We start from the raw sequence: 12,264 nt of genomic DNA, 5'->3' as shown, positions 1-12,264 counted from the left end.
AGGGCCGCCGGGGTCCCCGGAACAAGGAGGGGCCTCCGTGGCCCGGTATCTGATCACGCGCCTGGGCCAGGCCCTGGTCATCGTCGTGCTCGTCACGATGATCACGTTCGTCATCCTGCATCTGCTGCCCGGCGGCGTGGCGCGGGCCACGCTGGGCAAGGAGGCGACGCTGGAGCAGCTGGCGGCCTTCAACCACGAGATGGGCTACGACCAGCCGTGGGCGCAGCAGTACGTGATGTACGTCCAACGCCTGCTGAGCGGCGACCTCGGCTACTCCTTCCAGCTCAACCAGTCGGTCACCGAGGCCATCGGCCAGCGGCTGCCCAAGACCATGGTGCTGTCGCTGCTGTCGACGCTGCTGGCCATCGTCGTGGCCGTCCCGCTGGGCGTCGTGCAGGCGGTGCGGCGCAACAGGTGGCCCGACTACGCCATCACCGCCCTGTCCCTGCTGGCCTACGCCACCCCGATCTTCTTCCTGGGCCTCATGATGATCATTGTCTTCTCGCAGGTCTGGCCGATCCTGCCGCCCGAGGCGCCGCAGGGCTTCACCCTGGGTGAGGTGCTGGCCGACCCCGCGGGCCTGGTCCTGCCGACCGTGACCCTGGCCGTCGTGACCATCGCGGTGTACTCGCGCTACGTGCGCTCCTCGATGGTCGACAACCTCAACGAGAACTACGTGCGCACCGCCCGGAGCAAGGGCCTGTCCGAAGGGCGGGTCGTCGGCCTGCACACCCTGCGCAACGGCCTGTTCCCCGTCATCACGCTGCTCGGCATGTACCTGCCCGCGCTGTTCAGCGGCGCGCTGGTGGTGGAGTCGTTGTTCAACTTCCCCGGCATGGGACAGCTGTTCTGGCAGGCCGCGCTGAAGCGCGACTTCCCGATCCTGTTCGGCGTCACCCTGATCATCGCGGTCGCCACCGTGGTCGGCGCGCTGCTGGCCGACCTGCTCTACGCGGTGGCCGACCCCAGGGTGCGGCTCAGGGCGGGCCGCGCATGATCACCTCGACCGAGACGACCGAGACGACCGGGACCCCCCTCGACGCCGACGACGCGCCGGTGCGCGGCCTGTGGCGTCAGGGCCTGTCGGTCTTCGCCGAGAACCGCCTGGCCCTGGTGGGGCTGGCGCTGTTCGTCGTGCTGGGCGCGATCTGCTTCCTCGGCCCGCTGTTCTACCAGACCGACCAGGTGCACACCGACCTCGCGTCGGTCCACCTGCCACCGGGTACGGCCGGGCACCCGCTGGGAACCGACGGCGTCGGCTACGACCAGCTGGGCCGCCTCATGCTCGGCGGGCAAACCTCCCTCGTGGTCGGCCTGGCCGCGGGTGTCCTGGCCACCTTCGTGGGGACGCTGTGGGGGGCGATCGCCGGGTTCGCCGGCGGCTGGGTGGACGCGGCCATGATGCGCGTGGTCGACGCCATGATGTCGATCCCGTCGCTGTTCCTGTTCATGCTGATGGCCACGATCGTCACACCGAGCGTGCCGATGCTGATCCTGATCATCGGTGCGTTCGCCTGGCTCGGCCCGGCCAGGCTGGTGCGCGGCGAGGCGCTGACCCTGCGTTCTCGCGAGTACGTGCACGCCATGCGGTCCATGGGCGGCACCGGCGGCAGGGCCGTACGCCGGCACATCATCCCCAACGCCATCGGCACCGTGATCGTCAACGCGACCTTCCAGGTGGCCGACGCCATCCTCTACGTCGCCTACCTGTCCTTCCTCGGGCTCGGCGTGCCGCCACCGGCCGCCAACTGGGGCGGGATGCTGTCCGACGGCCTGGCCGACACCTACAGCGGCCACTGGTGGCTGCTGTACCCGCCCGGCATCGCCATCATCCTCATCGTGCTCGCCTTCAACTTCATGGGCGACGGGCTGAGGGACGTCTTCGAGGTCCGCCTCCGGCGGCGCTAGCAGGAAACGGGAACATGAGCGCACCGATCGACGCGAGCACGCCCGTGCTGCGGCTGCGTCACGTCAGCACCGACATCACGCTGCGCCGGGGTGTCGTCCACGCACTCGACCGGGTCGACCTGGAGGTACGGCAGGGCGAGACGCTCGGCGTCGTGGGCGAGTCGGGCAGCGGCAAGACGATGACCGCGCTGTCGGTCATGGGGCTGCTCCCCCACGGCGGCCGTGTCGTCGGCGGGGAGATCCTCTTCGAAGGCCAGGACCTGCTGTCGCTGCCGCCCGCCGAGGTGCGCGCGATCCGCGGCGTCCGCATGGGCATGGTCTTCCAGGATCCGCTCACCTCGCTCAACCCGACGATGCGGATCGGCGCGCAGGTGTCCGAGCCGCTGCGCGTCCATCAGGGCGTCAGCAAGGCGGAGGCCCGCGAGCGGGCCGTCGAGATCCTGCGCAGGGTCGGGATGCCCCGCCCCGAGAAGATCGTCGACGCCTATCCCCACCAGCTGTCGGGCGGCATGCGCCAGCGGGTCGTCATCGCCATGGCGCTGGTCTGCTCTCCCCGGCTGCTGATCGCCGACGAGCCGACGACGGCGCTCGACGTGACCACGCAGCGGCAGATCCTCGACCTGATCGACGACCTGCGCGAGGAATACGAGATGGCGGTCATCCTGGTCACCCACGACCTCGGGGTGATCGCCAGCAGGGCCGACAGGGTGGCGGTGATGTACGCGGGCCGGGTGGTGGAGTCGGCGGCGACCGCGGACCTGTTCCGCTCGCCACGGCACCGCTACACCGAGGCGCTCATGGAGTCGCTGCCCGGCGCCGCCGCCCGCGAGAACGGCTCGCGCGCCAGGCTCTACAGCATCCCCGGGCTGCCGCCCGACCTGTCCAGGCCGCTCACCGGCTGCAGGTTCGCCTCGCGCTGCCGGCATGTCACGCAGGCGTGCCGTACCACCGAGGTGGTCCTGGCGGGTGAGGAGCACCGGCACGCCTGCCTGCACCCGGTCGCCGAGCCGCCGGTCACGGCCCGCGCGGTCACGCCGGCCGTGCCCGCCGCCGTGACCGCCACCGCAACCGGCTCCGTGATCACCACCGTGACCGCCGCCGCACCCGCCGTCGAGCCCGGATCCGGGCCCGCGGAAGGGCCTGACGTTCCCGCGGTGGAGCCGATCCTGTCGGTCCGCGGCCTGGTCAAGAACTACGAGGCGGCCGGTGGCGGGCTGCGCCGCCGTACCGGGCAGGTGAGCGCGGTCGCGGGGGTGTCGTTCGACGTTCGGCCCGGCGAGACGTTCGGGCTCGTCGGCGAGTCGGGGTGCGGCAAGTCCACGGTGGGCAGGTTGGTCGTCGGGCTGGAGCAGCCGTCGGACGGGCGGATCGTCGTCGACGGCGCCGACATCGCCACGCTGGACCGGCGGGCGCGCCGCCGGATGCACCGGCAGGTGCAGCTGATGTTCCAGGACAGCTACGCGGCGATGAACCCGCGGATGCGCATCGACGCGATCCTCTCCGAACCGCTGGAGATCCAGCAGGACGGTGACCCCGGCACGCGCCGGTCCCGCGTCGCCACCCTGCTGGACCAGGTGGGGCTGTCGCGGCGGGTGCTGGAGCGCTACCCGCACGAGTTCTCCGGCGGGCAGTTGCAGCGCATCGGGCTGGCCAGGTCGCTGGCGCTGCGGCCACGGCTGATCGTCGGCGACGAGCCGGTGAGCGCGCTGGACGTGTCGATCCAGGCGCAGGTGCTCAACCTGATGCGGGACCTGCAGCGGGAGCTGGATCTGGCCTACGTGTTCATCAGCCACGACCTGTCCGTCGTCGACTACATGGCCGACCGGATCGGCGTCATGTACCTGGGCAAGCTCGTCGAGGTCGGCCCGGCGCACGACGTGGTGCGGGCGGCCAGGCACCCGTACACGCAGGCGCTGATCGACGCCGTCCCGGCCGCCGAGCCGGGCGTGGCCGTCCGGCCGAGCGTCGCCATCAGCGGGGAGTTGCCCAGCGCGCAGAACCCGCCGTCGGGGTGCAGGTTCAGGACCCGGTGCCCGTTCGCCGAGCAGATCTGCGAGAGCGAGCCGCCGCTGACGGGCGGCGCGCACCAGGTGGCCTGTCACTTCCCGCTGCGCGGCTGAGGTCGCCCACCACGCGTCAGGGCACGGACGCACCGCCAGGCTCGGGAACGCCGAGGATTAGGCGCGTTTCCAGGGGTAGATGATCGGCGTGAAGGATGAAGGGCTGGTGTTGCTCGCCACCTGGGGGCAACTGATCGGGCTGCTGGCGCTGCTCGGTTATTTCCTGCTCAGCAGGCACTCGTGAGGCGCGCGCTCGCCGTGGCCGCGATCGTCCTGGCGGCCGGCGGGTGTGCGAGCCCAGCGTGGAGCGATCACGACTACGCGCTGAAGGCGGGGGCGACGGCCGAGGCCGCCGCCTCCAGCGTGGAGCTGGTACGGCTGGCCGTGGCCGGCCGCGACAAGCTCACCACCCCCTATTTGACGATCCTCCTGACCGAGGCGGCGCGCGACCTGGGGAGCGTGAACGATCAGTTCAGCGCGGTGCAACCGCCGTCGAAGGCGGCCGACCAGGTGCGCGCCCAGGTGACGGGTCTGACCTCCGCCGCGGCCGATGAGGTGCAGGAACTGCTGATCGAGGTCAGGCGCGACGGCATCGAGGAGCCGCGGCGAGCCGTATGGAATCTGAGCGTGCTGGGCGCCGCGTTGCGGGCTTTCGGGCAGGCCCACCAGTGAAGAAGCTGTTCGGCGTGACGCTCGGCATCCTCACCGCGATCGGCGGTTTCGTCGACATCGGCGACCTGGTGGCCAACTCGCTGGTGGGCGCCAGGTTCGGGATGTCGCTGGCCTGGGTGGTGGTGGTCGGCGTCGTGGGTATCTGCCTGTTCGCCGAGATGTCAGGACGCATCGCCGCCGTCTCCCAGCGCCCGGTCTTCGACCTGGTCAGGGAGCGGCTCGGACCCCGGGCCGGGCTGGTCAACCTGGGCGCGTCCTTCGGCATCAACCTGTTGACGCTGGCCGCCGAGATCGGCGGCGCCGCGCTCGCGCTGGAGCTGGCCACCGGAATGAACTATCTCCTGTGGGTGCCCGGGGTCGGGCTGGTGGCCTGGCTGGTGATGTGGCGGGTGCGGTTCTCCACCATGGAGCGGGTCTTCGGCCTGGCCGGGCTGGCGCTGATCGTGTTCGTCGTCGCCCTGTGGCAGCTCGGCCCCGACTGGGGCGAACTGGCCCACCAGGTGACCCACCCGCCGCCCGACGAGGGCGCGCCGACCTACTGGTACTACGCCATCGCGCTGCTGGGCGCGGCGATGACGCCGTACGAGGTGTTCTTCTTCTCCTCCGGAGGCGTGGAGGAGCGCTGGACCCGCGAAGACCTGGGCGAGGCCAGAGCGAACGTGTTCGTCGGCTTCCCGCTGGGCGGGTTGCTGTCGCTGGCCATCGCCGCGTGCGCCGCCACGGTGTTCCTGCCGCTCCACATCGAGGTGGACACGCTCGGCCAGATGGCGCTGCCGGCCGGACTGGCGCTCGGGCAGGCCGGGCTGGCCGCGGTGATCTTGGGGGTGTTCGCCGCCACCTTCGGCGCCACGCTGGAGACCGCGCTGTCGTCCGGCTACACCGTCGCCCAGTACTTCGGCTGGCAGTGGGGCAAGTTCGTCAAGCCCAAGGACGCGGCCAGGTTCCATGTGACCCTGCTGCTCGCGGTGATCGTGGCCACCGCGCTGATCCTCACCACGATCGATCCGATCAAGGTGACCGAGTACTCGCTGGTCCTGTCGGCCGCCGCACTCCCCCTCACCTACCTGCCGGTCCTGATGATCGCCAACGACCCCGACTACATGGGCGAGCACGTCAACGGCCGCCTGTCCAACACCCTGGGCACCGCCTACATGATCCTGCTCCTCGTGGTCGCCGCGGCGGCGATCCCGCTGATGCTCGCGACCAAGGCGGGACAATGACGGCCGCCAGGACCCTGCACGCCCAGCTCCACCTGCTCGACAGGCAGCTGGTCAGGGCGGACGACGACAGCCTGGCCGGCAAGGTCGACGACCTGGCCCTCGCCTTCGACGACCGGGGCCGGCCGTACGTGGCCGCCGTCCTGACCGGGCCGCTGGCACTCGGGCCGCGCATCGGCGGGGTGGTGGGCCGCCTGATGGTGTCGGTGACCGAGCTGTTCCGTCCCGAGGAGGACCCGGCGCCGCAGCGGATCCCCATGGAGCTGGTCTCCGACATCGGCAGCGCGATCAGGGTCGGCGGCGGCCTTCAGGAAGCGGCGCTGGAACGCTGGGCGCGGGCGCACCTCATCGCTCCGCTGCCCGGCAGCGGCGCCACCTCCGGCGGGCCCGATCATCGTCCATCGCGCAGGAGCCAGCCGGTCGACGAGCTGCGCCTGGGCCCGCTCATCGGCCGCCCCGTCGCCGACGCGACCAGCGCCGTGGTGGGCCAGGTGGCCGACGTCCAGCTGAGCCAGGACGGGCCGATGCTCGGCCAGGTACAGCACGCCCTGCGGGTCTCCGGGCTCATCGTCGTGCCGCGCAACACGGGCCAGCTGTTCGGCTACGAGCGGGGACCTGGCGGGCAGAGTCCCTGGCTGGTGCGCGTCGTCATCCGCCGGCTGCACCGCCACAGCCGCTACGTGAGGTGGGAGCAGATCGAGTCGCTGGAGCCACACGTACGGCTGGCCGTACCGGCCGCCGACCTGGCCCCTCTGTCCAGCCTGTATCAGCCGCAGCCGCACACCTAGCCCGCCTCCTCGAACCTGACGGTACGCGAGGCGGGTGGCGCACCAGCCGGCCGTCCTTCACCGGCCCGGTCGGGACCGAGGGGTCACCAGTTGGCGGGCAGCCCCGGGGTGGTGGCAGGCAGGGCGTGGCCCGGCGGGTGGATGACGTAGACGATGCCGCCGCTGCTGGAGCTGCGCAGCCAGACGTTCTCGAAATCGGCCCTCGGGTAGATCCGGCGCACGGCGTCGTTGCTCGGCGAGGCGGGGTCGTTGGCGATCACGTCGCCGGTGGCGGTGAAGCCGACCACCACCATGATGTGGCCGTCGGTGCCGTAGCCGGCGCCGGGCAGCTCCCCCTTCTTGAACGACTGGGAGGTGATCACCGGGATGCCGGCGGTGATCAGGCGTTCCAGCTCGGTCAGCGACCGCAGCCGGGTGACGAACCCCTCCAGGCCGTAGCGGCCGGCGTAGGCGGTGTTGAACGGCCAGTTGCCCGCCCCCTGGTAGGCGTGGTCGTAGGTGTACCGGGCGGCGTGGTCCACCTCGGGGTTGGGGTCGGCGGCGTCGACCCAGGAGGTGTCCTGGGCGCTGGGCCACCTGTCCCAGTAGCCCAGCACCATCGTGGTGGAGGTCGGGCTGCACCAGGCCTGGCCGCCGCCGTCCCATTCGGGGTAGTGGCCCTGGTGGATGCTCTGGGAACGGCGGGGCACGTTCAGCTCGGTCCCCCACGCGCCGCCGCCGGGGCTGACCGGCACGGTCTTGCGCTCGGGGACGGCCGAGGCCATCGCGCCGAGCGTCTTCACCACCGGCGTCGCGGCGGAGCCTGGTGCGCGGTGCAGCGTGACGCGCAGCTGGTAGGCGGTGATCGGCTTGCCGGTCGCGGCGACGAAGGTGTCGACGGACACGGTGCCGTCGGCATCGGCCTGGCCCGGCACGGAGGTGCGGCGGATGTCGGCCTCGCCGTACGCCCAGCGGCCCAGCACGTACCACGTGGTCGCCCCGGCGGCGTGACGGCCGCGCATCTCGACCTGCAGCCAGCTTCCGGGGGGTGTGTCGGCGGTCCAGGAGGCGACCAGTTCGGTGGCGGCGAAGCCGATCGGCCGCTCAGGGCCGGTCCATCGGGCGTACTCCCAGGTCCTGGTGCCCAGCGCGTCGGTGTAGGAGGTGGTCCCGGCCGGGGAGGCGAATGTCAGGGTGTCGCCGGCCGTCACACCCTCGGCGGTGCCGGAGGCGAACGCGGCCCGCTGGTAGACGACGTCCGCCGGGCCAGGTGGCGGTTTCAGCTCGGCGGCGGCGGCGGCGGACGGGGTGACGGTCGTGGTCAGCAGGACGGCGGAGAGGAACACGGTCAGCACGCGCATGGGCTCACCTTGGCTGGGGGACTCTCGACGTCGCAGACGGTAGAGACTCCGGCCGCATCCCGCATCGGGGAGTTTACGTATTGCCACAGGCCCGCCTTGTGCCAGGAGGACAAAGAACGGCGGGCATCCGTCGTCGCGTACGCCAAAGGGCGGTGCGGGTCGCCTGGTGATACTGGCAGCATGGATCTCGAACGAGTCAAGCGCGAGGTATTCTCGCTGGTCAGCCCGCACACCCCGGGTCTGGCCGTAGGAGTGTACGCCGACGGAGCCGCGGTGCTCACGGTCGCCCAGGGGGCGGCGTGCGTGGAGTTCGGCGTACCGGTCGACGAGCGCACCCGGTTCGACATCGCCAGCGCGAGCAAACAGTTCACGGCGGCGTGCGTGCTCCTGCTGGAGCGTGACGGGAAGCTGGGGCTCGACGACGACGTGCGCAAGCACGTGCCGGAGCTGAGCCTGGAGGTGCCGGTGACACTGCGGCAGTGCCTGCAGCACACCGGCGGCCTGCCGGAGTGGTACGGGCTGCAGGCGCTGACGGGTGTGCCGCTGCCCGAGATGACCGAGCAGCGGCTGCTGGAGGTGCTGGCGGGCATCCGCAGGACGACGTTCGAGCCGGGCACCGCTTTCGCCTACTCCAACACCGGCTACGTGCTCGCGGCGGTCGTGGTCAACCGGGTCACGAACACGTCGCTGGCGCGGTTCGCGCGGGAGCGGCTCTTCGAGCCGCTGGGGATGGGCGATTCGGTGTTCAGGGACGACGCGTCGGTGCCGCTGGAGCGGCTGGCGTACGGCTATGCCAACGCGGAGGGAGAACCGCGCCGAGCCGACACCCAGGAGAGCGCCGTCGGCGACGGCGGGCTGGTGACCAGCGTGGCGGAGCTCGCGCCGTGGTTCGGCTTCCTGGCCGACGGGCGGGTGCTCGGCGCCGACCTGCGCGACCGGCTGCTGGAGCGGGGTGTGCTCGCCGACGGGACGATCCAGCCGTACGCGCTGGGGATCTATCACGGCGACGACTGGTTCGGCCACGCGGGCGGCATGCACGGCTACCGGTCGAACCTGCTGTATCTGCCCGATCCGGGTGTCGGCATCGCGGTGCTGTCCAACCAGACGGCGATCGATCCGGTGCGGCTGTCTCACCGGCTGGTGCGGCTGCTGCTCGGCGCGGCGGAGCCGCCGAAGCCCGCGCCTGCGGCGTCGGCGCCGCCGGAGCGGCTGCACTGGCACGATCCGGCCGGGGACGGCACGCTGACCCTCGAACCCGCCGACGGGCGCCTCGTGATCGCGGACGTGGGGGCGTTCACCGCCGGCGCCGACGGACGCTGGCACGGGACAGGTGACGCCGAGGGCGCCTGGCTGGAGATCGACGGTGACCGGATGTTCCTGCGCGTCGGCCCCCCGTCGCGCCCGCCGGTCGTCTTCCACGCCGCGTCGCCGCCCTCGGACGCGCCGATGCCCGACGGCGTCTTCCACAGCCGGGAGCTCGACATCGCCGCCACCGTGCGAGACGGCCAGGTGCGCTTCGGCCGCGAGCTGAAGCTGCCGGTGACTCCCGCGCCGGGCGGAGCGTGGGAGGCCGGGCCGTTCACGCTCCGTCTCCACGAGGGCGACCTGCTGGTGAGCGGCGGCGGCCTGCGCCGGATGCGCTTCGACGGCTGATTGGCCTGGAGGACGAGGCGGGGGCCGGCGGTTTTGGCTGCCGGGTCAGTGAACAGCGGCTGTCCGGCTCCTACCGTCCGACTGTCCCCGCCCGAACCTTCCCAAGGTGGTTCCATGACAGAGGTGGTTCCATGACATCCGCGAAGGCTGCCACCGCCGCCGTCGTACTCGCGCTCGTCACCGCCTGCTCCTCCGGCGGAGCCGCGCCACCGGCCCGCGACTCCCTGGTCTGGGCCACCGCCAGCCCGCCCAACAGCCTGGACATCGCACACGGCTTCAACAACGCCTCGACCCTCATCCAGTCCGCCCTCCTCGACACGATGCTCACCCTCGACACCCGGGGCGCGCCCGCACCCCGGCTGGCGACGGAATGGACGCAGCCGGACCCGGCCACCTACCTGTTCACGCTGCGCAAGGGCGTGCGCTTCGCCGACGGCACTCCGCTGACGGCCGACGACGCGGCGTTCTCGCTGCGCCGCCACCTGGATCCGAAGGTCGCCTCGCAGGCCGCCAGCTACTTCACGACGGTCAAGCAGGTCGAGGCGGTCGGCGACGGCCAGGTCAAGGTCACGCTGAAGCGGCCGAACCCCGCGTTCCTGGCCATGGCGGCGATCGCCTGGCAGGTGACGCCGCGCAAGCTCGCCGAGGCGCATCCCCAGGACCTGGGCAGCCCCGAGGTCGGCACGATGGGCACCGGCCCGTTCAAGGTGGCGAAGTTCTCGCTCACCTCGGGCGTGGTCCTGGAGCGCAACCCGTCGTACTGGGGCCGGCCGCCCGCGCTGCGCACGGTCGAGTTCAAGACCATCACCGACCCGGAGACGCTGCGGCTGGCCGTCAGGTCGGGCGAGGTGGACGCCACCGACGGCCTCACTGTCCGTGACGCCCGCAAGTGGACCGGCCTGCCCGGTGTCAGGACGATCTTCTACCCGGGCAACAACATCGGCTACCTGTCGCTGGCGGTCACGTCGGGCCCGCTGAAGGATCTGCACGTACGGCGGGCCATCGCGCACGCGGTCAACCGCCGGGCGGTGTCGGACCTGATGACCGCCGGTCACGGCACGCCGGCGGCGACCGTGCTGCCGGCCCCGCAGCTGGCGGCGCTGTACGGCGACAGCCTCCCGTCCCTGCCGGCCCACCCCTACGACGTGCAGCGGGCCAAGGCCGAGCTGGCCATGTCCGCCTACCCGCAGGGGTTCGACCTGGCGGTGCCGTACGCGAGCACCGGCGACAGCGGCACGGTCATGCAGGCCGTCGCCGCCGACCTGGCCAAGATCGGTATCAGGCTCACCCTGGAGCCGAGCCCCGCCGACCAGTACCGGTCGCGGATGATGCAGCACGACCGCCTGTCGATCCAGTACGTCAACCTGGCCTACGGCACACCCGACCCGCTCGAGGTCCTGCCCGACATGGTCAGCCGCGCCGCGGCCGAGCCTGAGGGCTTCAACTTCTCCGGCTACGGCACCGCCGCCACCGACAGGCAGCTGGACGCCCTGGCCTCGGCGACCGGTCAGGACAGGAAGGCGCTGGTCACCGCGCTGCTGACGGAGGTCGCCGAGCAGGTGCCGTACATCCCGCTGTTCTCCACCGACTACGCCGTCGCGCTGAGCGAGAAGTTCACGGGCACGTTCACCACCTGGTCCGCCGATGTCATCGCCTCGCTCCGCCCGGCGGGCCGCTGAGATGGCGGTCGTCAAGCGCCTGTGCGCCGCCGTACTCCTGCTCGGGGTGCTGTCCGTGCTCACCTACGGGCTGCTCGCCGCGGCGCCTGGCGGTCCCGAGCAGGTGCTGCTCGGCGGGCGCCCGTCCACGCCGGAGACCAGGGCGGCGATCCGCGAGCAGTACCACCTGGACGACCCGTTCCCGGTCCGCTACGCACGCTGGCTGGGCGACGCGCTGCGGGGCGACTTCGGCACCTCGATCTCCTCCCGCGAACCGGTCACCGCGGTGATCGCCGACCGCCTGCCGGTGACGGCCGGGCTGGCCGGCTACGCGCTGGTGCTGACGGTCGTGGTGGGCGTGCCGGCCGGACTCGCCGCGGCGATGCGGCGCGGCGGCAGGCTGGACCAGGGCATCACGCTGACGTCGCTGGTCGCGCTGTCGATCCCGCCGTTCGCGCTGAGCATCCTGCTGCTGTACGGCTTCGCGGTCGCGCTGGGCTGGTTCCCGGTCTTCGGCGCCGGCGACACCCCGATGGAGCGCATCGTGCACCTCACGCTGCCCGCGATCGCGCTGGCCACCGGGCAGGCGGCGATCGTCGTCAGGCAGATGCGCGCCGCCGCGCTCGACCTGGCCGCGCAGGACTTCCTGACCTTCGCCAGGGCGCGCGGGCTGCCCAGGCGGCGGGTGTGGGTCAGTTACGCGTTGCGCAACGCGGCGCTGCCCGTGCTGACCGTGGGCGGGCTGCTGCTGGCGGCCAACCTGACGGGCTCGGTCTTCGTCGAGCAGGCCTTCGGGCTGCACGGGCTGGGCGCGCTGCTGGTCGGCGCGGTCGGCCAGAAGGACATCCCGGTGGTGCAGGCGCTGGTGCTGCTCGGCGGCGCGATCGTGATCGTGGTGAACCTGCTGATCGACCTCGCCTATGTGGCCGTCGATCCCCGGGTCAGGCACAAGGCGGCCGCGGCATGAG

At 71.8% G+C, this 12,264-nt stretch carries 10 protein-coding genes; 9 read left to right on the top strand and 1 reads right to left on the bottom strand.

What is annotated here, in order from left to right:
* The first annotated feature begins 37 nt into the window (after positions 1-37).
* The 6 genes from ACWENQ_RS32745 (at position 38) to ACWENQ_RS32720 (ending at position 6,645) form a co-directional block, all read left to right on the top strand.
* Positions 38-997 (top strand): ABC transporter permease, encoded by a 960-nt coding sequence (locus ACWENQ_RS32745; protein WP_449928123.1) that lies wholly within the window; start codon positions 38-40, stop codon positions 995-997.
* On the top strand, positions 994-1,908 hold the full coding sequence (locus ACWENQ_RS32740) for an ABC transporter permease (protein ID WP_452417671.1): 915 nt from the start codon (positions 994-996) through the stop codon (positions 1,906-1,908). The genes ACWENQ_RS32745 and ACWENQ_RS32740 overlap by 4 nt, the downstream gene beginning before the upstream one ends.
* 14 nt (positions 1,909-1,922) lie before the next feature.
* Positions 1,923-4,028, top strand: a complete 2,106-nt coding sequence (locus ACWENQ_RS32735; RefSeq protein WP_452417669.1) for a dipeptide ABC transporter ATP-binding protein — start codon at positions 1,923-1,925, stop codon at positions 4,026-4,028.
* Positions 4,029-4,208: 180 nt separating this feature from the next.
* Positions 4,209-4,640, top strand: a complete 432-nt coding sequence (locus tag ACWENQ_RS32730; protein ID WP_452417667.1) for a hypothetical protein — start codon at positions 4,209-4,211, stop codon at positions 4,638-4,640.
* The gene (locus ACWENQ_RS32725) at positions 4,637-5,860 is read left to right on the top strand and encodes an NRAMP family divalent metal transporter (protein WP_452417666.1); all 1,224 of its coding nucleotides are present in this window, start codon (positions 4,637-4,639) and stop codon (positions 5,858-5,860) included. The genes ACWENQ_RS32730 and ACWENQ_RS32725 overlap by 4 nt, the downstream gene beginning before the upstream one ends.
* The gene (locus tag ACWENQ_RS32720) at positions 5,857-6,645 is read left to right on the top strand and encodes a hypothetical protein (protein WP_452417664.1); all 789 of its coding nucleotides are present in this window, start codon (positions 5,857-5,859) and stop codon (positions 6,643-6,645) included. Before ACWENQ_RS32725 ends, ACWENQ_RS32720 begins: the two co-directional genes overlap by 4 nt.
* 83 nt (positions 6,646-6,728) lie before the next feature.
* Here ACWENQ_RS32720 and ACWENQ_RS32715 read toward each other — a convergent pair whose 3' ends face one another.
* Entirely contained in the window at positions 6,729-7,985 is a 1,257-nt protein-coding gene (locus tag ACWENQ_RS32715) for a C39 family peptidase (RefSeq protein WP_452417663.1), read from the bottom strand.
* Positions 7,986-8,165: 180 nt separating this feature from the next.
* Here ACWENQ_RS32715 and ACWENQ_RS32710 point away from each other — a divergent pair, with 180 nt between their 5' ends.
* The 3 genes from ACWENQ_RS32710 to ACWENQ_RS32700 all read left to right on the top strand — a co-directional run bounded on the left by ACWENQ_RS32710 (position 8,166) and on the right by ACWENQ_RS32700 (position 12,263).
* A complete protein-coding gene (locus ACWENQ_RS32710; RefSeq protein WP_452417662.1) occupies positions 8,166-9,638 on the top strand; it encodes a serine hydrolase domain-containing protein in 1,473 nt (490 codons plus the stop codon).
* Positions 9,639-9,769: 131 nt separating this feature from the next.
* Entirely contained in the window at positions 9,770-11,317 is a 1,548-nt protein-coding gene (locus ACWENQ_RS32705; RefSeq protein WP_452417660.1) for an ABC transporter substrate-binding protein, read from the top strand.
* Complete coding sequence (locus ACWENQ_RS32700) at positions 11,283-12,263, top strand: ABC transporter permease (RefSeq protein ID WP_452417659.1); 981 nt, start codon at positions 11,283-11,285, stop codon at positions 12,261-12,263. The genes ACWENQ_RS32705 and ACWENQ_RS32700 overlap by 35 nt, the downstream gene beginning before the upstream one ends.
* Position 12,264 lies beyond the last annotated feature (1 nt).

Source organism: Nonomuraea sp. NPDC004354 (assembly GCF_053602555.1).
Note: the sequence above shows the minus strand (reverse complement) of the source record. Positions and strands in the feature narration are given on the sequence as shown.

What these genes read in the sequence shown, in the direction of transcription:
- ACWENQ_RS32705 (WP_452417660.1), top strand. Translation starts at nt 9,770, where the DNA reads ATGACATCCGCGAAGGCTGCCACCGCCGCCGTCGTACTCGCGCTCGTC.
- ACWENQ_RS32735 (WP_452417669.1), top strand. Translation starts at nt 1,923, where the DNA reads ATGAGCGCACCGATCGACGCGAGCACGCCCGTGCTGCGGCTGCGTCAC.
- ACWENQ_RS32720 (WP_452417664.1), top strand. Translation starts at nt 5,857, where the DNA reads ATGACGGCCGCCAGGACCCTGCACGCCCAGCTCCACCTGCTCGACAGG.
- ACWENQ_RS32740 (WP_452417671.1), top strand. Translation starts at nt 994, where the DNA reads ATGATCACCTCGACCGAGACGACCGAGACGACCGGGACCCCCCTCGAC.
- ACWENQ_RS32715 (WP_452417663.1), bottom strand. Translation starts at nt 7,985, where the DNA reads ATGCGCGTGCTGACCGTGTTCCTCTCCGCCGTCCTGCTGACCACGACC.
- ACWENQ_RS32710 (WP_452417662.1), top strand. Translation starts at nt 8,166, where the DNA reads ATGGATCTCGAACGAGTCAAGCGCGAGGTATTCTCGCTGGTCAGCCCG.
- ACWENQ_RS32700 (WP_452417659.1), top strand. Translation starts at nt 11,283, where the DNA reads ATGTCATCGCCTCGCTCCGCCCGGCGGGCCGCTGAGATGGCGGTCGTC.